The sequence below is a fragment of the Corallococcus terminator genome (assembly GCF_049194865.1).
In the GTDB taxonomy this organism is placed as follows: Bacteria; Myxococcota; Myxococcia; order Myxococcales; family Myxococcaceae; genus Myxococcus; species Myxococcus terminator_A.
Map to the genome: position 1 here is coordinate 51,776 of NZ_JBLZWL010000009.1, position 19,270 is coordinate 71,045.

Annotated in this window: 18 protein-coding genes; 6 read left to right on the forward strand and 12 right to left on the reverse strand. The window is 68.8% G+C overall.

The annotated features are described in order from the left end of the window. Positions 1 to 2 precede the first annotated feature (2 nt). The 6 genes from ACN469_RS06100 to ACN469_RS06125 are packed head-to-tail and all read left to right on the forward strand — an operon-like array spanning position 3 to position 5,816. Positions 3 to 1,541, forward strand: a complete 1,539-nt coding sequence (locus tag ACN469_RS06100) for a class I adenylate-forming enzyme family protein (RefSeq protein WP_498765074.1) — start codon at positions 3 to 5, stop codon at positions 1,539 to 1,541. Next, the gene (locus ACN469_RS06105) at positions 1,538 to 2,824 is read left to right on the forward strand and encodes a type III PLP-dependent enzyme domain-containing protein (RefSeq protein WP_498765076.1); all 1,287 of its coding nucleotides are present in this window, start codon (positions 1,538 to 1,540) and stop codon (positions 2,822 to 2,824) included. The genes ACN469_RS06100 and ACN469_RS06105 overlap by 4 nt, the downstream gene beginning before the upstream one ends. Continuing rightward, complete coding sequence (locus ACN469_RS06110) at positions 2,821 to 3,081, forward strand: phosphopantetheine-binding protein (RefSeq protein WP_163870724.1); 261 nt, start codon at positions 2,821 to 2,823, stop codon at positions 3,079 to 3,081. The genes ACN469_RS06105 and ACN469_RS06110 overlap by 4 nt, the downstream gene beginning before the upstream one ends. After that, on the forward strand, positions 3,078 to 5,072 hold the full coding sequence (locus tag ACN469_RS06115) for an ABC1 kinase family protein (protein ID WP_498765078.1): 1,995 nt from the start codon (positions 3,078 to 3,080) through the stop codon (positions 5,070 to 5,072). The genes ACN469_RS06110 and ACN469_RS06115 overlap by 4 nt, the downstream gene beginning before the upstream one ends. Before the next feature lie 14 nt (positions 5,073 to 5,086). Continuing rightward, positions 5,087 to 5,356 (forward strand): DUF6200 domain-containing protein, encoded by a 270-nt coding sequence (locus tag ACN469_RS06120; RefSeq protein ID WP_498765080.1) that lies wholly within the window; start codon positions 5,087 to 5,089, stop codon positions 5,354 to 5,356. Positions 5,357 to 5,387: 31 nt separating this feature from the next. Continuing rightward, positions 5,388 to 5,816 (forward strand): DUF6312 domain-containing protein, encoded by a 429-nt coding sequence (locus ACN469_RS06125; RefSeq protein WP_498765082.1) that lies wholly within the window; start codon positions 5,388 to 5,390, stop codon positions 5,814 to 5,816. A 7-nt stretch (positions 5,817 to 5,823) separates the two neighbouring features. On the opposite strand, the gene ACN469_RS06130 is transcribed toward ACN469_RS06125, so the two are convergent. From ACN469_RS06130 to tssB, 12 genes are all read right to left on the reverse strand, one after another. After that, positions 5,824 to 6,807, reverse strand: a complete 984-nt coding sequence (locus ACN469_RS06130; protein ID WP_498765084.1) for an alpha/beta fold hydrolase — start codon at positions 6,805 to 6,807, stop codon at positions 5,824 to 5,826. Positions 6,808 to 7,172: 365 nt separating this feature from the next. Then, positions 7,173 to 8,237, reverse strand: a complete 1,065-nt coding sequence (locus ACN469_RS06135) for an NAD(P)H-dependent flavin oxidoreductase (RefSeq protein ID WP_498765086.1) — start codon at positions 8,235 to 8,237, stop codon at positions 7,173 to 7,175. A gap of 146 nt (positions 8,238 to 8,383) precedes the next feature. After that, positions 8,384 to 8,935, reverse strand: a complete 552-nt coding sequence (locus ACN469_RS06140) for a TlpA disulfide reductase family protein (RefSeq protein WP_498765088.1) — start codon at positions 8,933 to 8,935, stop codon at positions 8,384 to 8,386. Between the two features lie 112 nt (positions 8,936 to 9,047). Continuing rightward, on the reverse strand, positions 9,048 to 9,413 hold the full coding sequence (locus tag ACN469_RS06145) for an HPF/RaiA family ribosome-associated protein (RefSeq protein WP_498765090.1): 366 nt from the start codon (positions 9,411 to 9,413) through the stop codon (positions 9,048 to 9,050). 145 nt (positions 9,414 to 9,558) lie between these two features. Then, on the reverse strand, positions 9,559 to 10,623 hold the full coding sequence (locus ACN469_RS06150; protein WP_498765092.1) for a hypothetical protein: 1,065 nt from the start codon (positions 10,621 to 10,623) through the stop codon (positions 9,559 to 9,561). Between the two features lie 6 nt (positions 10,624 to 10,629). Next, complete coding sequence (tssH, locus tag ACN469_RS06155) at positions 10,630 to 13,287, reverse strand: type VI secretion system ATPase TssH (RefSeq protein WP_498765094.1); 2,658 nt, start codon at positions 13,285 to 13,287, stop codon at positions 10,630 to 10,632. Positions 13,288 to 13,372: 85 nt separating this feature from the next. After that, positions 13,373 to 14,416, reverse strand: a complete 1,044-nt coding sequence (gene tssG, locus ACN469_RS06160) for a type VI secretion system baseplate subunit TssG (protein ID WP_498765096.1) — start codon at positions 14,414 to 14,416, stop codon at positions 13,373 to 13,375. Then, positions 14,380 to 16,134 carry a type VI secretion system baseplate subunit TssF gene (tssF, locus tag ACN469_RS06165; protein ID WP_498765098.1) on the reverse strand — a complete coding sequence of 585 codons (1,755 nt, stop codon included), beginning with the start codon at positions 16,132 to 16,134 and terminating at the stop codon, positions 14,380 to 14,382. The genes tssG and tssF overlap by 37 nt, the downstream gene beginning before the upstream one ends. Positions 16,135 to 16,162: 28 nt before the next feature. After that, complete coding sequence (gene tssE / locus ACN469_RS06170) at positions 16,163 to 16,558, reverse strand: type VI secretion system baseplate subunit TssE (protein ID WP_498765100.1); 396 nt, start codon at positions 16,556 to 16,558, stop codon at positions 16,163 to 16,165. A gap of 74 nt (positions 16,559 to 16,632) precedes the next feature. Next, the gene (gene tssD / locus ACN469_RS06175) at positions 16,633 to 17,124 is read right to left on the reverse strand and encodes a type VI secretion system tube protein TssD (RefSeq protein WP_498765102.1); all 492 of its coding nucleotides are present in this window, start codon (positions 17,122 to 17,124) and stop codon (positions 16,633 to 16,635) included. A 117-nt stretch (positions 17,125 to 17,241) separates the two neighbouring features. Beyond that, the gene (tssC, locus tag ACN469_RS06180; RefSeq protein ID WP_498765104.1) at positions 17,242 to 18,726 is read right to left on the reverse strand and encodes a type VI secretion system contractile sheath large subunit; all 1,485 of its coding nucleotides are present in this window, start codon (positions 18,724 to 18,726) and stop codon (positions 17,242 to 17,244) included. Between the two features lie 24 nt (positions 18,727 to 18,750). Next, the gene (gene tssB / locus ACN469_RS06185) at positions 18,751 to 19,245 is read right to left on the reverse strand and encodes a type VI secretion system contractile sheath small subunit (RefSeq protein ID WP_498765106.1); all 495 of its coding nucleotides are present in this window, start codon (positions 19,243 to 19,245) and stop codon (positions 18,751 to 18,753) included. Positions 19,246 to 19,270 lie beyond the last annotated feature (25 nt).

The following is a 19,270-nucleotide window of genomic DNA, read 5'->3' on the forward strand; positions in this document are numbered from 1 at the left end:
GCATGACGCCCCGTCACCTCTGCGGTTTGCTGGAAGAAGCCGAGCGCCATCATGGCGACCGCCTGTTCTTGTCCGACGAACGGGTCTCCTTCACCTATGCGCAGCTCGGCGCGGCCACCCGGCGGCTGGGTGGCTGGCTTTCGCGCCAGGGCTTCCGGCGTGGAGACAGGGCCGTCATCCTCACCCGCAACCGCGCGGAGGTGGCCCTGGCCGCGTTCGCGACGGCGCGGCTGGGCGGCCTCTTCGCGGTGCTGCATGGCGCGATTCGCGAGCCGGGCTTGCGGAGGATTCTGGAGCAGGTGACGCCCGCGGTGGCCTTCCTGGACGAGTCCACCGCGCACCTCGCGCCGGCCTTCGCCGACGTGCCCATCGTCTGGGTGGGCGAGGGCTCGCAGTCCGCCTCGGCGCCGAGGCTGTCGCGAATCCTGGACAGCGAGCCGGTGGAGTGTCCGCCCTTCGCGGGTGTGGACGTGGACCCTGTCTGCCTCATCTACACGTCCGGCTCCACGGGCGCGCCGCGAGGCGTGACGCTCAGCCACGACAACATCCTCTTCGTGGTGGACGCCATCCAGGCGCGGCTCCAGTACCGCGCCGAGGACGTGGTGGGCGTCTTCCTGCCGCTCTCCTTCGACTACGGCCTGTATCAGGTGTTCCTCGCCGCGCAGGTGGGGGCGGGCGTGTTCGTCGGGAGCGCGGAGCTGGCCGGACCCGCGCTGGTCACCACGCTGGAGCGCCAGCGAGTCACCGTGCTTCCCGGCGTGCCCACGTTGTTCGCCGCGTTGCTCAAGCTGCTCGGTCGGAGTGGGGCGGGCTCGCTCCGCTTGAGGACGCTCACCAACACGGGTGCGCATCTGCCGGCCAGCCACGTGGAGCAGCTCCGGCGTCAGCTGCCCGGAGTCTCCGTGTTCCCCATGTATGGGCTGACCGAGTGCAAGCGCGTCTCCATCCTCCTGCCCGAGGAGCTGGAGGCACACCCGGGCTCGGTGGGGCGCGCGTTGCCCGGGACGGAGGCGATGATCCTGGACGAGCAGGGCCAGGCGCTGCCGCCAGGAGAGGTGGGGGAGCTGGTCATCCAGGGGCGCCACGTCGCGCTCGGGTACTGGCGGGCGCCGGAGGAGACCGCGCTGCGCTATCGCACGCACCCGCGCGGGCTGGGCCGCGTGCTGTACTCCGGTGACCTCTTCCGGATGGACGCGGAGGGCTTCCTCCAGTTCGTGGGGCGCCGGGACTTCCTCCTCAAGCGCCGCGGCTTCCGGATGCATCCGCTGGAAATCGAGGAGGTGGCGTGCGGGCTGCCCGGCGTCGCCGAGGCGGGCGTGGTGCAGGAGGCCCAGGGCGACCGGCTGCACCTGTTCGTCACGTCCACTCCCGGCGCGCCGCCACCACGAGAGGCCGGGCTGCTCGACGCGCTCTCCAGCCGGCTGGAGTCCTACAAGGTCCCCGACCAGGTGCACTGGGTGCCGGAGCTGCCGAGGACGGCCAATGGCAAGCTGGACCGCGCGGCCCTCGCGAGCTGGCTTGTGGCGGGAGGGCGGCCATGAGCGCGCCGATGAGTCCTCCGCTGACGGCCCGGGCCGCGGCGTGGCTGGAGACCTACGGCTCGCCGCTCTATGTCTATGACCTGGGGGACGTGGAGCGGCGCACGCGCGAGCTCATGTCCGTCCTGCCCGAGGGCAGCCGGCTGTTGTTCTCGCTCAAGGCCAACCCGCTTCCGGCGATGGCGGAGGCGCTCTGCCGGCTCGGCTGCGACGCGGAGGTGTCTTCGCCCGGAGAGCTGACGGTGGCGATGGCCGCCGGCTTTGCTCCGGAGCGGGTGCTCTACTCCGGCCCGGGCAAGACCACCGAGGAGGTGCGTGGCGCGCTCGGCGCTGGCGTGACGCGCTTCTCCGCCGAGTCGTGGACGGACCTGGAGCGCATCGACCGGGCCGCGCGCGCCGCTCGGCTTCGTGCCCGGGTCCTCCTGCGCGTCAACCCGGAGGCGCCTCCCGTGGCGCGGCTGGCGATGAGTGGCGTGAGCAGCCAGTTCGGGCTCGACGAGGCGGAGTGGCGCGAGGGCCGCGCGCGGGTGGCGGCGCTCAGCGGTGTCGAGCTGCTGGGCGTGCACGTCTACCAGGGCACGCAGCTCGCGGACGTGCCGGCGCTGCTCTCCGCGCTGCGAGTGGCGCTCGAAGTCGGAGAGTCGCTCTCCCATGCGTTCGAGCTTCCCTTCCAGGTGTTGGATCTGGGCGGAGGTTTCCCCTGGCCCTTCGCCACGTCTGGCGTGGGGCCCGAGCTGGAGTCCCTGCGCGAGCCGCTCGCCCGGCTGGCCTCGGAGCGCGGGAGGACCGCATCCGCCGCGCTGTGGTTCGAGTCGGGCCGCAGGCTCTGCGGCTCCTCGGGCACGCTGTGGTCCACGGTGATGGACGTGAAGCGCTCGAAGGGCAAGCAGTACGTCGTCCTCGACAGCGGCATCCACCACCTGGGGGGCATGTCGGGCCTGGGGCGGGTTCCGCTGGTCGGCATCGGTGTCGTCCAGGCCGGCGCGGAGGCCGCGGCTGGGGTGCTCGAGGAGGTCAACGTGGTGGGGCCGCTGTGCACGCCGCTGGACTGCTTCGCTCGCAACGTCAGGCTCCCGCCGCTTCGGGTGGGCGACCGGGTCTTTGTTCCCAACGTCGGGGCCTATGGGGCCACGGCGAGCCTCACGGGGTTCTTGAGTCGACCGCCGCCGCTGGAGCTGGTCCATCGGGACGGCGAGGTCATCGCGGTGCATCGGCTGCGCTGGGGGCACGAGCCCCACACGCGCCTGCCCATCCAGGGGTCGCTTTCGTCGGAGGAGACACGATGAATACGGACGAGGTGAGGACCAGACTCATCGAGGTGATTCGCGAGTTCCTTCCCCGCGTGGCTCCGGACGAGCCAGTGGAGATGGCGCGCCCCTGCAACGAGATGGGGCTCGACTCGATGAATGCCATCAACCTGATGCTCGCGCTGGAAGGGGCCTTCGAGATTTCCTTCCCGGACGCGCTCCTCACCGCGGAGACGTTCCACTCTCCGGCGAGCCTGGAGACCATCGTCCATCGACTGCGCGGCGCCGCGCGGTGAGCTCGCTCCGCGCCGTCCCGGAGAAGGTGGACCCGGTGCAGCCGGTGAAGGAGGCGGCCCCCTCCTCACCGGCGCGCCCGGCGGTGGCGCGCGAGCAGCGGGTCTCCGCCGCTGTCCAGCGCTGGCGCAAGCGCGAGGAGCTGGACTCGCGAATCCAGGCGGCGAAGGCGCTGGGCAAGGAGCTGCGCGCGCGCTCGTGGGAGGCTCCACCGACGCCTCACCAACGCGAAGCGGAGCAGCACCGCGCCAGCATCGGCCGGACGCTGCTCCAGTTGGGCGTCTGGATTTCTGGTGCCCTGTGGTTGCTGATGCGAATCGCCGCGGATGTGCTCCGCCGCCGGGACTCCATCCAATCCCGGGGCCAGCATCTGCGGCGGCTGATTGAGCGAGCGGGCGGGACGTGGATAAAGCTGGGCCAGCAGATGGCCATCCGCGTGGACCTGCTCCCATATCCGGTGGCGCAGGAGCTGGAGAAGATGCTCGACGCCGCGCCGCCGATTCCCTTCTCCCAGGTGCGGCAACTCGTGGAGCGCTCCCTCCAGCGGCCGATAGCGGAGGTGTTCTCCGAGCTGGGCGCGGAGCCCGTGGGCTCGGGCTCCGTCGCCTGTGTCTACCGCGCGGTGCTGCATGGCGGCGAGGAGGTCGCGGTGAAGGTCCGCCGGCCCGGCGTCGGCTCGCTCTTCGCCGCGGACATGCGCGCGCTGGGGTGGATTCTCGGCCTGGCGGAGCTTTGGTTCGTTCCTCCCGGCTACTCGCGTCAGCTCCTCCACGAGCTCAGCACCATGCTCTATGAGGAGCTCGATTTCGTCCGGGAGGCTCGCTACACGGAGCTGTTCCAGGACCGGATGGACAAGCTGGGCCAGCGCTTCGTGCGCTCACCCCGCGTGTACGGAGACCTGTCCAACCACGAGGTGCTCGTCACCGAGTTCGTCTCCGGCATCTGGCTCAAGGACCTCATCTCCACGGCCGAGCGCAAGGACGAGTCGGGCCTGGCGTCGCTGGCCACGCTGGGAATCGTCCCCCGCAAGGTGGCTCGCAGGCTGCTCAAGATTGCCCGCCTCTGCGCGCAGGAGGGACTCTTCTTCCACGCGGACCTCCACCCGGCCAATGTCATGGTCCAACCAGACAGCCGGCTGGTGCTCATCGACTTCGGCTCCTGTGGTGCCTTCACCGCGCGCGAGCGCCGCGTGTGGCGAGAAATCGCGGACGCCCAGGCGAACGAGGACGTGGGGCGGATGGTGTCGGCCGTGCTCGCGCTGCTCGAGCCGCTGCCCGCGGTGGATGTGGAGGAGTTCTCCCGCAAGCTGGAGGGCATCTTCTGGCAGGACCTCTACGCGAACAAGAGTCGCACCTCGCGCTGGTGGGAGCGCACCTCCGCCAACCTCTGGATTGGGTTCTTCAAGCTGGCCCAGGAGTACAGGGTCCCGATGAACCTCAACACCTTGCGGATGATTCGCTCCACCATGCTCTCCGACAGCCTGGCGGCCCGGCTGGAACCCCGCATAGACCATTACCGGGAGTACCGCCGGTACGAGGTCCAGCTCGGGCGCCGGATGCGACAGCGATTGAACCGGAAACTGGACAGTTTGTCCGAGGACCGCTCGTTCATCCGCTACGAACAGGTCTACGACGCGGCTGTGGCTGGCTTCTACCGTCTCCAACGCTTCCTCGACTCCTCGACCTATCGGTTCGCGGTGACGGAGCGGACCTTCTCCTTCGCCGTGTCCCAGGCATTGCGCGCGGGGAGCTGGTTGTTGTTGGGAGCGTTGGCGGTTCGCGTGGGCGCGGCGGTGGTGGGAGTCGCCAGGCGAGGGGAGCGTGCGGGCGAGGCCTTCACCACGGAGGTGCTGTCAGGTCAGGCCTGGAGCCAGATGCTGCTCAGCCCGCTGTTCCTGGGGGCCGTGCTGGTCGCGGTGGCGGTGACGCTGCGGGGCATCAGCTTCCGACTGTCGGACAAGGACCGCGAAGCGGGCTCACGTACCGCGCTTTGAAGGGAGAACACGGAATGACAATCGAAACCCTGAACACCATCAGCTCCATTCCCGTCGTCATCGACATGGGCAAGCAGCGGCGCAAGAAGCTCAAGGCCCTCAAGCGAGGCCAGGGCGCGCTGATGCTCGAGGTGGGCGAAGCCTTGAATGAGGTCCGGGAAAGGCTGGGGGAGGAAGTCCTCGGCAAGCAGCTCGTGCCGGTGGTCCTCATCTACCAGCGGCAGCCCAAGAAGAAGCGGCGCGGCGGGCTGTCGCTGCCCTTCGTTCCGCCCTTCATGCCGTGAACCCCCGCAGTGGATTCAAGGAGAAGAGACGATGAGCATTCAAGGCAAGGATGTGACCACCGAGACGCAAGTCCGGGTGGATGGCCACAGCGGGCAGGTGATTGCCACGGAAGTGATCGTCGAGCGCACCGTCCCGGCGGGCAAGAAGAAGCGCAAGACGAGCAAGGGGCTGAAGAACCTGGACAAGGCGCACGACAACGTGAGTCGTGCGATGGAGAACCTGTCCGCGTCGGTCTCCGACGGGCTGAAGACCTACCGCCGGGAGCAGAAGGCCTCGGCGGAGAGGAAGAAGGACGGCGCCCTGCGGGACTTGATGAAGAACTCCGGCAAGGCGATGAGCGACTCCCTGAAGACCTTGAGCAAGGTGCCGCGCGACCTCACCCGGACGATTGACAGCAAGCGCAATCGCAAGCAGGTGCGGGCCATCGCGAAGTTCATCGCGGGGCCCCTGGGCCGCTAGCGCGGCGCTACACCTGCCGCGCGGACTGAAGCCCCGCGGCGGGGCGGGCGCTCACCCGGGCTTCTGTCTGGTGGAGGAAGTCCCGGACCACGGCCACCGTCTTGTGCGGGTCTTCTTCCATGGGCACATGCCCCAGTCCTTCCATCATCACCAGGCGGGACTGGGGGATGCGCGCGTGGAACCGCCGCGCGTACTTGGGGAGAATCCATTCATCGCGGCTGCCCCAGAGGATGAGCGTGGGGACCTTGATTTCAGACAGCCGCTCCTCGAGCGACGGGTCTGAGTCCTTCTGGGCGAAGCGCCGGCGGGTGGCCTCCCGATTGCCCTCGCGCAGGAGGATGTCCACGTAGAGGTCCACCGTCTCTGGCGTCACCTTCCTCGGGTCGCCGTAGGTGCTCTTCACGGTGCGCTTCACCATGAAGCGCGGAGTCGTCCAGCGCACCACGCGGCTCACCACGGGCGTCTCGTAGAGCCGGAGGGAGAGCGGAATCGGCTCTTCGCGCCGCAGGCCGAAGGCGTCCACCAGGATGAGCCGCTCCACGCGTTCGGGGTGGACCACGGTGTAGCGCCAGGCCAGGCCACCGCCCATGGAATTGCCGCCCAGCGTGAAGCGCTCGAGCCCCAGCGCGCTGACGAAGGTGTCCAGCCAGGAGACCTCCGCCAGGGGCGTGTAGCGGTTCTTCGGGTCCGGTCCGGTGAGGCCCTGTCCGGGCAGGTCCACGGTGATGACCCGGTACTCGCGGGTCAGCGAGTCCATCCAGCCTTCCCAGGTGTGCAGCGACGCGTTGGAGCCGTGGAGCAACACGAGGAGAGGGCCTTTGCCCTGGTCCCGGTAGTGCGTTCGCAGGCCATCGACGTCGATGAACCGCGATGGCGAGCGAGCGCGCCGTGTCTCGACTTCGCCCGCGGGACGGTCTCGTCGTACAGCCAACGCGAGGGCCGCGCCCCCTGCGATACCCAGACCGATCGCCCACTTCGCCGCGCGATTCATGAAGCCTCCGTGCGCGCCCGGACTCGTGACGAGTCCGGCCATGCGCGCGCGGAAGCTAGGTCCCTGGTCTCAGCCGCAGAAGTCGTCGGCGACCTGTCTGTCCATCCGGGCAAGCATCTCCGCCGCGGTGGGGATGTCGCGAATCAAGCCCCGGCTCGTCCGGCGGGGCTGTGTCCGACCCTGTCGTCACACACACGGTCAGGGCGTCATGAAACTTCATTCGCTCCTCGACGGCGGCGGTCAGCGGGTCGTCCTCGCGGCGGGACGCGCGCTCCTCCAGCTGGTGCTGGAGGGCGCTGATGGTGTCGCCAGGCGGTCAGCTCAACCCACGTGGGATGTTGAACACGGTGGAGCGGTCCGTCTCGTCACCCATCAGACGAACCGCCCTCGCCACGGAGGCCGCGTTGTGGGCCAGCGACTCCTGGCAGGTCCAGGGGAGAGAGTTCCCTCGCGCGCGGAAGTTGGAGCCGTTTTCCCAGACGCAAGAGAATCTCGGTGGCTTGCGTGTCCATCGCCTCGAGGATGTCCGCCGCGCGGGGGATGTCGCGAATCAGTCCCGCCACTTGCCCGCATGGGCTGTGGCCAATGGTGTAGTCATTGGCGGCCATGGCGGCGTTGTATTTCTCGCGTTCTTCATCGGCCACGAGCAGGAGCTCGTCTTCATTGCCGGACCAGCGCTCGGTCATCGTGTTCGTGAGGGCGCGGAAGGTGTACCCGGGCGGCCAGGTGATGTCGCGCAGGATGTCGAAGACGTTGGAGCGGTCGGTGTCATCTCCAGTCAATTCGACGGCCCTCGCCTGGGAGTTCTCGTTCACGAGGGCCTCCTGGCTGGCCCACAACCGGGAGCCGACCAGCGCGCCGTCGGCGCCCAGTGCGAGGACCGCCGCCAGCCCGCGCCCGTCGCCGATGCCTCCAGCCGCGAGCAGGAGGGTGTCGGGCGCGCGCCTGGCCAGGATGTCGGCGACTTCCGGGACCAGGGTGATGGTCGCGCGGTTGGTCATCCCATGGCCTCCCGCCTCGCTGCTCTGGGCAACGATGACATCCGCGCCCGCCTCGAGCGCCTCGTCGAGCTGGGACAGGCGCTGAATCTGGCAAATCAGTGCCGCACCCGAGGCCTTGATTTTCGCGGCGTAGGGGCGCGGGTCACCGAAGGACAACATGAAGGCGATGGGCTTGTAGGCCAGCGCCGCGTCGAGGAGCTCGGGTGTCTGGTCGAGCGACCAGGTGATGAGGCCCCCTCCGACGGGGGCGCCACCGACGAGCGATTGCTGTTGGGCAATCCATGCCATGTCGCCATAGCCACCGCCCAGCAAGCCCAGACCTCCCGCGCGGCTGACCGCGCCCGCGAGGGCGCCACCGGCCACCAGCGCCATGGGCGCACACGCAATGGGATACTTCAACTGGAAGCGTTCAGTGAAGCGGGTCTTCATCGGTGCTCCTGGGGAGAGAGCCGTGAAGTTGCTATGCCATTTTCCATGAACAGGCAAAGGCGCGGGCCGGTGTCTGTTGGTTGGCGAATAGACGACGGGCTGCCCGCACAGCGCGGCAATGTCACATCACGCCGTCTTCGAACGCGCTACAGCATCCACCGCCACGACAGTCCAGCCAGGGTGGTGTAGCCCACCACGGAGCGCTCGATGCGCCCCTCGGGTGACAGGAAGAACACCGTCGGAAACATGTTCACCCGCCACGCCTGCTGGAGTGAGTCGTCACCCATCAGCACCGGGTAGTCCACCGCGTGCTCTCGCGTGAAGCGCCGCACGGCCTCTTCGTCTTCGTACGCCAGCGCGACGGAGACGACGTGCGCGGAGTCTCCCGCGAGCCGCCGCAACTGGGACAGGTTGGAGGACTCCGCGCCGCACACGCCGCACCAGGGCGCCCAGAAGGCGAGCACCACGGGCTTGCCGCGCAGCGACGCCAGCGACACCGTCTCTCCGTCCAGGGTGCGCAGCGTGAAGTCCGGCGCCGGAGCACCCGAGCCTGGAAGGTTGCGCGTCTGCCAGGTCGCCACCGCAGTGAAGACGAGCGCGAGCAGGACCAGGTCCACGCCCCACCGCACCCACCAGCGCTGGCGCGCTCGCGCCCAGGCGGCCCGCACGTTTCCCAGCGCTCCGGACCCGCCTTGCATCCACGGCCTCCACACCGTGCCGCGCGGGCGCCAGGGCCCTCGCGGCACTGAATCATCCTGCCACCGTCAGGGCCCTTCCGGGTGGAGGGGCCCTGACGCAACTCACCTCACGTCAGGAGGGGCTGTGCTGCTCCTCGGGCTCCCAGGGCGCGGTCCTCACGCTCTCCCCGTCGCTGCGTTGCGAGCGCCCCAGGGCCTTGCCCACCGCGTGGCCCGCGCGCTCCAGGGCCCTGTCCACCGCCCCGGCGAAGCTCGCGTCCACGGCCTCCGCCGCGAGCTGTCCGCCCTGCTCGAGTCGGACAGTCACCTTGGCCACCTTGTCCACGCCACCGCGTGGGCCGTTGATGTCCTCCAAGCGCACCGTCACCTCGCGGACCCTGTCGGACAATCTCCCCATCGCGAAGCGCGCGCGGCGCTCCACGTGGTGACGCAGGGTGTCGGTGAGGGTGAAGTGTCGGGCTCGGATTTCGATTCGCATCCTCGGCTCCTTCTGGCCCCCCATGGGCCTCTCTCCTATCTGCAGGCGCGGGACTTTCGGCGCCAATAGGAAAAGCCCCGGAACACCTTCGAAAAAACGAAGGGTTCCAGGGCGGAATGAGGAGGTGCCTGGGGCTGTTCGGCCTTTACGGGCCGCCGCTCTTCGCCGCAGCTGGAGGCGTCTTCGCGGGCGGAGCCACCGGCTTGCTCGCCTCTGGGGCCTCGGGCGTGGCGGCGGCCGTCGCGGGCTTGTTCTTCGGCGGCATGGGCACCAGCGGCTTCTCCGGGTCCATCTTCGCGCCGATGCGCACCTGCTGCTCCACCATGCGGGACCACAGCGAGGCCTTGGTGCTGACCAGCGCGTTGGACTCGAGCACCAGCGTGCGGGTGTCCTGGGCGCGGCGGTAGATGCGCGGCCCCACGTCCGGCTGCGCGGGGTCCGAGTCGCTCACCTGCACCTGCTCTTGCACTCCGATGCCCGCCTCGCTGAAGGACAGCGTGGACGTCAGCTCGAACTTGCGGATGAGCTGGTTGGGCAGCTTGAAAGTGGCCTCGCGCGCCAGCGGGAACCACGCGGCGCCCAGGCACGCGCGCTCCGGGCTGGACACCGACTCCGTGAAGAAGCGGTTGCGCCGCAGCGGCATGACGCGCGCGTAGCGGCGGCACACGTCGGTGCCATCCGTGGTGCACGCGTCGCCCTCCGCGACGAGGACGTCCGCGCCGCCCACGCGCTCCAGACGCAGCTTCGCGTTCTTCGGCATGGAGCGCAGCGAGCCCAGCGCCTCCACTCGGAAGCCCAGCTCCGTCGTCTCCACCAGGGCCACCGGGCCCAGGGCCTCGCCGTTGGTGAAGCGCCGCGTAATCACCCACGCCAGCCGCTGGCCAGCCTGGAGCGTCTCCAGCACCAGGTCTTCCTCGGTGAGCTTCGCCGCCGGGGGCAGGGGCAGGGCGTCCGGGCCGGCCTCCACGCAATCGTCGGCGGAGGGGTCCTGCCACCACACGGGCGCGCCCGCGCAGTCCACCGCGGGCTGGGGCGCCGCGCTGGTGTCCTTGTCGTAGCCGTGCAGCAGCAGGGCGAACCAGATGTCTGGCGTGGGGAAGGAGCGCGCGTTGGGGCCCGCCTCGGCGAAGCACATCGCCGGCTTGGGTGCGCTGGCGCAGCCGGCCAGCAGGGACAGGGCGACACCGCAGACCTGAAGCGTTCGTTTCATGGGTTCTCAGGCCTCGGCGAACCGGAGGTCCCAGTCGCCTTCCGGGGTGAGGGCCACGTGCAGCTTGGGAGGCACCGCGCCACCCACCAGGTGCTGCAACAGCTCGCGGGAGAGCACGGGCATCAGCGAGCCCTGGAGGATCTGCTCCATGTTGCGCGCTCCCATCTCCGACTCCGTGCACCGGCGCGCCAGCTCGTCCAGCAGCTCCGGCGCCAGCGTCGTCTCCACGTCGTGGGCCTCGCGCAGCCGGCCCACCAGCTTGTTCAGCTTCATCTCCGCGATTTGCCGCATGACGTCGCGCTGCACGGGGCCGAAGGGCACCACCGTCATGCGCGCCAGCAGGGCGGGCTTGAAGTGCTGGCTCAGCGTGGGGCGGATGGCCGTCAGCACCTGCTCCGAGGAGGGCTCCAGCCCGTCCTCGAACATCTTCATCACCCGGTCCGAGCCCAGGTTGCTGGTGAGGATGATGACGGTGTTCTTGAAGTCCACCGCGCGGCCTTCGCCGTCCGTCAGCATCCCCTTGTCGAACACCTGGTAGAAGAGGTTCATCACCTCCAGGTCGGCCTTCTCGCACTCGTCCAGCAGCACGACGGAGTAGGGGCGCTGCCGCACCGCCTCCGTGAGCAGGCCACCCTCGCCGTAGCCCACGTAGCCCGGCGGCGAGCCGATGAGCCGGCTCACGGTGTGCTTCTCCTGGAACTCGCTCATGTTGAGCGTCGTCATGAAGCGCTCGCCGCCGTAGAGCGACTCCGCCAGCGCCAGCGCCGTCTCCGTCTTGCCCACGCCGCTGGGCCCCACGAAGAGCATCACGCCAATGGGTGCGTCCGGGTTGCGGATGCCCGCCTGGGAGATGCGGATGATTTCGCCCACCTTCTTGAGCGCCGCCTCCTGTCCGCGCACGCGGGTGCGCAGCCGGTCCTCCAGGTTCAGCACGGCCTCCAGCATGTCGCCGCGCATCTTCCCCACCGGCACGCCCGTCCAGCCCGCGACGACGCGCGCGACGATGTCCGCGTCCACGTCCGAGTGCACCAGCGGCACCTCGCCGCGCGCCTGCGCGAGCGTCTTCGCCGCCGCGTCCACCGCTTCCTTGAGCGCCGAGGGCTCGGCGCCCGGGGCCGGCTCTCGCAGCGCCTTGCGAGCGTCCATCAGCGCGATGACGGCCGCGCGCTCCGTCTCCCAACGCGCGTGCAACGAGGCCCGCGAGTCTTGCGTGGCGCGCAGCTTCGCCTCCGCTTCGGCCAGCGCCTCCTGCTCGTCCTCACCGCCTTCACCGTCGTCCAGGTCGCGCTTGAGCGCGTCACGCTCGCGCTCCAGGCCGGAGATCTCCTGCTCCAGCGCCACCAGCTCCTCGGGCCGCGTGGACAGCTCAATCTTCACGCGGGCAGCCGACGTGTCGAGCAGGTCCACTGCCTTGTCCGGGAGCTGCCGGCCGGAGATGTACCGGCTGGACAGCCGCACCGCCGCGGTGACGGCCTCGTCGCGGATGGTGACGCCGTGGGCCGCCTCGTACGTGGGACGCAGGCCGCGCAGCATCAGCTCCGCGTCCTCCTCGCTGGGCTCCTCCACCTTCACCGGCTGGAAGCGCCGCTCCAGCGCCGCGTCCTTCTCGAAGTACTTCTTGTACTCGGCCCACGTCGTCGCGGCGATGGTGCGCAGCTCGCCACGCGCCAGCGCGGGCTTGAGCAGGTTGGCCGCGTCGGTGCCGCCCTGAGAGCCACCCGCGCCGATGATGGTGTGCGCCTCGTCGATGAACAGGATGATGGGCGTGGGAGACGCCTTCACCTCGGCGATGACGGCCTTGAGCCGGTTCTCGAACTCGCCTCGCACGCCCGCGCCCGCTTGCAGCAGGCCCAGGTCCAGGCCGAGCAGGTCCACGTTGCGCAGCGCCTCGGGCACCTCGCCTCGGACAATCGCCCAGGCCAGGCCCTCCACCAGCGCCGTCTTGCCCACGCCCGGCTCGCCCACGAGGATGGGGTTGTTCTTCCGGCGCCGGGAGAGGATGTCGACCATCTGCCGGATTTCGCGGTGACGGCCGAAGATGGGGTCGACCTTCCCCTCGCGCACGCGGCCGGTGAACGACGTGGCGAAGCGCTTGAGCGCCTCGTCACCTCGGCCTCCCGGAGCGCTCGCCGAGCCTCCGCCCGAGCCGCTCGCAGCGCTGTCGGAGGTGACGACCTCCACGTTCTCCGGCGAGGGCTGGAGCAGCACGTCCAGCGAGCCGAGCAGCTCGTCGCGGGGGATGGCGTCGAGCTCCGGGAAGATTTCGGCGGTGTAGCGCGAGCGGCGGGTGATGAACTGGACGAACAGGTGGCCGGAGCGCAGCCGCGTCGCGCCGTGCTCCACGGAGGCCAGGAGCCACGCCTCCTCGAACCATTGGAAGAGCGTCTCGGAGAACACGGGCCGCCCGGCGTTGCCGGCGCGCAGGCCTTGCAGGGCGCGCTCCATGCTGGTGGTCAGGTGCCGCTTGTCCACCCCGAAGTTGTGGAGCAGGCGCGCCACGTCCGAGTCCTCCGGCTCCAGCATCTGCGCCAGCATGTGCTCGGGGACGATTTCGTAGAACCGTCCCGCACTCGCGCGAGCCACCGCTGCTTCGAGCAGGCGGGTGGAGGTGGGCGTCAGGCGACGGACAAGCGCTTTCGGATCGACGCGAATGGGAGCCCCCAAGCTGTGACGACGGTGGTCGAAGGTATACCGGGCGGCTCTTGCGCCGTAAATCCCCGCACCCCGGGGCCGCCCCTCCCGGAGTGTCTCATCTCACGACGGGAACGCTCAGCTGTGTCTGCTGGCTGGAGCCCAGCCAGGTGTCGCGGCCGAGCTGGCTCGGCTCCTTGCGCGAAAGCCGGAACTGCTGGCGGACGCCCTCCGTGAGACCCAGCTCCAAGTCGTACTCCAGCGGATCCCTGACGAAGAGCGACACCACCTCCCGGACCAGGGGGAGCAGGTCCCCATCCGGCATCAGCCGCTTGTACGCGCGCGGCGGTAGCGGGCTGATGTGCAGCTGAATCTTCCCCGTCCGGTCGAACGCCTTGCCCCCCAGCAGCATGTTGCGGCCGAGCACGTGGTTGGCCCGTCCCAACTGCACCCGGGCGTCGATGTCCACCCAGCGGCCGACGAACTGCCGCACGGACACGCGCGCGCCCTCCAGGTCCTCGTTCAGCACGTCCTGGAGCGCCACCTCCAGCTGCTCCGCCGTGCGGGCCCGGCTGGCGAGCAGCGGGGCGATGCGCAAGAGGCGCCAGGTCGGCAGGCCGCCCTTGCGGGGTTGCTCGTACGTGTCGAAGCCGCCCAGCGCGAGCAGCCGACGGGACCACTGGTCCGTGAAGGACGTGTCCGTCTCGCTGGTGATGCGGTACTTCGACTCGATTCGATACAGGAGGGACAGGAGCCGGTGGTGGAACAGGTCCAGGAACTCGCGCCGCACGGGCGCGTCCGGGTCCTCCTGCGCCACTTCCTCGGCGATGTAGTGGGGCAGGGGGCTCACCGAGCCCGTCAGCCCCATGAAGCGCGTCACCACCTCGAACAGCGGACGGCGCGAGTACGGGTCCTCCGGCCGCACCGGCACCTGCCGCAGCGTCACCTCGCTGACGTCGCCGGAAGGAAAGCCCAGCGACGGGTCGTGCCGGAAGCGGATCATCTCCTCGTTGACGGGACCGGGCCCGCCCACGCGCACCGCGTCCTTGGTGAGCCGCTCCAGGAAGGCCACCAGCGGGAAGAAGCCCGTCCGGGGCGCCGCCTCGGCCAGCTTCCGGGCCGCTTCTACAAGAGCGTCTGGGAGCCGTTCCTCGGAAGCCACATGTACTCCGTCTGCGAGGGGTGGAGGCGGATGCTCAGCTCGTTGAAGGAGTTGATGGTGACGTGGGACGCGAGCAATTCCTCCAGCACGCAGCCGAAGAGGAACGAGTCCCCCACGCCCATGAAGTTCTCCTCGTCCAGGTCCACCCGGGTGCGGTGGCCTCGCAGCGGCGCGCCCTCCAGGAAGCGCGTGACCGGCTTGGTCTCCACAGCGCGGATGGCGTTGATGCGCAGGCGGCTGGCGCGCGCGGCCAGGTTGTCCGTGAGCGAGTGGAAGTTGTACAGGTCCATCAGCCGCCGCAGCGCCGCCGCGTCCGCCAGCGAGTGCTGGTTGATGGCCAGGTGCGACAAGAGCCGCCAGTGCAGCTCCGTGCCCAGCGGTGCGCGCGCGGGCCGGCTCACCGGGGAGATGTTCTTGAACTTCGCCTGGGTGGGGCTGGCGGACGTGGACTCCGTCAAGTCACCCACTTGAAGCCGCGACGGCAACATGCGGTTGGTGCACGTCAGGTCGATGGAGAGCGCCTCCTCGGACCCGAGCACCGGCGCCACGTCGCGCGGGGTCTCCAGGGTGATGTACATGTCGATGCCTTCATCCAGCGGCGAGTGCGTGCGCCGCAGCCGGTAGAAGGACTGCTCCGCGTCGCCGCCCGCCGTGTGGCTGAACTCGAAGAAGGGCCGGTAGCCGCGCCGCTCGTTGCGGCCCGCCTGCAGGCCCGTCACCGTGTCCACCGAGTACACCTCGGCATGGTTCGCCGGCAGGTCCGCGGCGCGCAGCAGGTGCTCGCCGTCCAGGGCGTTGTGCAGGACGGGGTTGGCCGGGGCGTGGAAGAGGTTGACCACCGGCGCGCAGTGCAGCCGGAACATCTCCCGGTGGATGCGCGCGTCCAGGGGCGGTGGCCGCTCCAGGTGGAAGGCAAGCTCGAACCGGTCCTCGCGGACGTGGAGCGCCGCCGCGTCCAGGTTCTTCACGTCGAAGAACAGGAACTTCTCCGGCAGCGTCAGGTACTCCTGCAAGAGCCGGTAGCCCTCGCTCGCGCGCGGCCACGGCAGGAGCCGGAAGTCGCGCTGGAAGCCCACCGCCTGGATGGAGCCCGCGGGCAATTTGATTCCGTCGCCCTGCGACGACGCGCCGCGCACGCGCACCTGGCCGCAGTAGCGCATGAGGCACAGCAGCACCACGGCGGAGGCGGACAGCTCTCCGTGGATGAACAGGCGCAGGCCCTGCTGGCGGAAGACCTCGGCGCGGCCCTGCTCCGTCGTCTGGAAGGACAGCCGCAGCACGGGGGACGTAATCGACGAGCGGTCCAACAGCGCGTCGGTGAGCTGCACCGGCAGCAGGTCCACGTCCGTCGTCGTGCGGAAGACGCAGCGGGTGCCGTCGATGGGCTGCGAGGCGACCTCCGCCCCGGCGGCCAGCTTGGAGCGGCCGCGCAGCGCGCGCAGGTGCGGGGAGAACTCGACGATGGACGCGGCGGGCAGGGGGCGCAGGTAGTGCGGCAGCAAGAGCTCCGTCAGCCCATGCACCAGCTCCGGCACGTCGTCGTCCACGCGCTCGCGGATGCGCGCCGTCAGGAAGGCGAAGCCCTCCAGCAGTCGCTCCACGTCTGGGTCCGCGCCGCGCTCCACCAGCAGGCCCGCCAGCGACGGGTTGGCCATCCCGAAGGCCCGCCCCATCTCCCGCAGGTACGTCAGCTCGCTCAGGTAGTACTTGCTGAACATCCTCGCCCTCCGCCACACACCCCGCGGTTCACCACAGGTCCACGCGCCCGCCCGGCTTCACCTGCGTGTGGAAGCGCACGGTTCCCTTGCGCGTTCGCGTCGCCAGCTGCGCGGTGATGTCGAAGCGCAAGGCCGTCGGGTCGTCCGGGTCCGGCGTGTGTGTCACCACCACGCTCTTCAGCCTCGGCTCGAAGTCCAGGATGGCCGTGCGGATGGACTGCGCCATTCGCGGCACCGCCGACGAGTACGTGTGGACGACGTCATTCAAATCCAGGATGCCGAAGGCCGGTGACGCCACGGACTCACCCTTGCGCGTGTTGAGCAACGCGCGAAGGTGCTCCGCGATGGACTCCACCACTTCGCCGGGTGGGGCGAGCGCGCCATTGCCTTCGGCGATGCGTGACAACAAACCTCGGGAGCCCATGCGTGTCTTTTATTGAGGCCACCCCCGGCCGTCCGCGTCGAAAGCGCCACGGACGACCGGCGGAGGAGGAGGCATCAGCGCTGGGTGTCCCAGGTGTCCTCGTGCGTCTGGCCGCCGTTGGTGTACGTCCAGTTGATGGTGTGGAAGACCAGGTTGATCTCCTCCATCGGCGGGCTGTTCGAGCCGGACGGGATGAACGCGTCAGGGACGAACTGCTTGATGCTGTTGATGCGCGCCTTCTTGATGGACGTCGTGTAGAACTGCTCGGTGGTGCCGTCGCCGGTGGGGTTCGGGCGGAAGAACTTGAACGTCGCCTCGATGACGGTGTTCTCGCACAGCGCCTTCATGAGCAGCGGCGAGGCCTTGTCGATGCGCTTGCGCAGGGTGATGCCCTCGTACTGGCGGCGGCCCACGGCCAGGCCGGAGCCCGACTCGCGCGCGGTGAACACCTTCTGCTCGTAATAGACAGCCTCGATGGCGCCCTCGCGGCCGAGGCTCGTCTGGGTGCTCTCACCCTGGATGTCCTGCCCGTTCGCCTTCAGGTACACAAAAACTGATTCAGCCATGGAACGAACCTCTTTGCTGTGCGCGCGGAGGCGCGCGGGTGGCCCAGACTCGAAGAGAGCCTGGGAGTGGAGCCCTCAGGATAGCTGATCTCAACGACACTGGGTGAAGCGGGTCCATCACTCCTTGTCCAACTTGCCCACCAAAGACAGCGTGAACGACGCACCCATGTACTTGAAGTGGGGGCGCACCTGCAGGCTGCAGCGGTACCAGCCCGGCTGACCTTCCACGTCCTCCACCACGACGCGCGCGGCCTTCAGCGGGCGGCGCGAACGCACCGCGGGCGCCGGGTCATCCATGTCGGAGATGTACTGGCTGAGCCAGTGATTCAGCTCACGCTCCAGGTCGGCCTTCTCCTTCCAGCTGCCAATCTGTTCGCGCTGCAGCACTTTGATGTAGTGCGCGAGGCGCGTCATGATGAACATGTACGGCAGCTGCGTACCCAGACGGTAGTTGGTCTCCGCCGCCTTGCCCTCCGGGGTGTTGCCGAAGAACTTGGGCTTCTGGGTGGAGTTGGCGCTGAAGAACGCCGCGTTGTCGGAGTCCTTGCGGAAGACGAGGCCGATGAAGCCTTCCTCGGACAGCTCGTACTCACGCCGCTCGGTGAGCATGACCTCGGTGGGAATCTTGGTCTGGATTTCCCCCATGGCCTCGTACTGGTGCAGGGGCAGGTTCTCCACCGCGCCGCCGGACTGGGGACCGATGATGTTCGGGCTCCAGCGGAACTTCGCGAAGGAGTCCGCCACGCGCGACGTCAGGGCGACGGAGGCATGGCCCCACAGGTACTTCTCGTGGCTGCCGACGACGTCCTCGGTGAAGTTGAAAGCCTTCACCGGCACCGTCTTCTCGCCATAAGGCAGACGCAACAGGAAGCGCGGCAGGGCCAGGCCCACGTAGCGCGCGTCCTCGCTCTCGCGGAAGGAGTGCCAGCGCGCGTACTGCGGACCCTCGAACAGGGACTTGAGGTCCTTGAGGTCCGGCAGCTTCAGGAAGCTGGGCTCACCGAAGGTCTCCGGCGCGGCGTTGGCGATGAAGGGCGCGTGGGCCATGGCGGCCACCGACGCGCACTTGCGCAGAAGCTCCATGTCCTGCGGACCCACGCCGAAGTCGTAGTTGGCGGAGATGATGCCGTAGGGCTTGCCACCGAAGACGCCATACTCGTTGGAGTACACCAGCTTGTACAGGCCGCTCTTGACGACCTCGGGCGCGTCCTCGAAGTCCTTCTGCAGGTCTTCCTTGGAGACGTTGAGCATCTCCACGCGGGTGTTCTCGCGGAAGTCCACGCGGTCCACCAGGAACCTCAGCGAGCGCCAGGACGACTCCAGCTTCTGGAACTCGGAGGCGTGGAGGATTTCATTCACCTGCGACGACAGGCGCTTGTCGATTTCGGCGATCATCGCGTCGACGAGCGCCTTGTCCACGCGCTCCTCGGAGCGGTTGGGCGCGAGCATCTCCGTGATGAAGGCTTGCACGCCGCGCTTGGCGACGTCGTAGCCCTCGTCCTTGGGCTTGAGCTTCGCCTCGGAGAGGATTTCGTCGAGCAGGGACAGCGAGGCATCGGCGCCGGCAACCGGCGACTTCTGGGTCAGGGTCTCGGTAGGCATGGTGTCTCTGTTCCCCGTAAACGGTTACTTGGACTTTTCCTCGAGCCCCAGTTCCTTGATGAGCGCCTTGCGGCCCTCTTCGTCGGCCAGGAGTGCCTGAAGCTTCTTGCGGAACGCGGGAAGGTTGCCCAGGGGCCCCTTGAGGGCGTTGAGCGCGCTGCGCAGCTCCAGGAGCTTCTTCAGCTCGGGAACCTGATTGACGACGCTCTCGGGCGTGAAGTCCGACAGGTTCTTGAACTGGAGCGAGACATTCATGCTCGCGCCCGCCTCGTTGGACAGCTTGTCCGCGGCGGTGAGGGTGACCTTGAGGTTCTGCTGGGCCATCACCTCGTTGAAGTTGCCCTTGTCCACGTTGATGGGCGCGCGCTGCTCCAGAGGCCGGTCATCCGCCTGGCCCGTGAAGTCCCCCATCATCAGGACCTTCAGCGGCAGCTCCACCTGCTCCTGCGCATTGCCGGTGGCGGGCTTGTAGACGATGTTGACGCGCTCGGTAGGGGCGACGGAACTCTCTTTGCTCATCTGCGGCTCTCTCCTTGAGACCTAC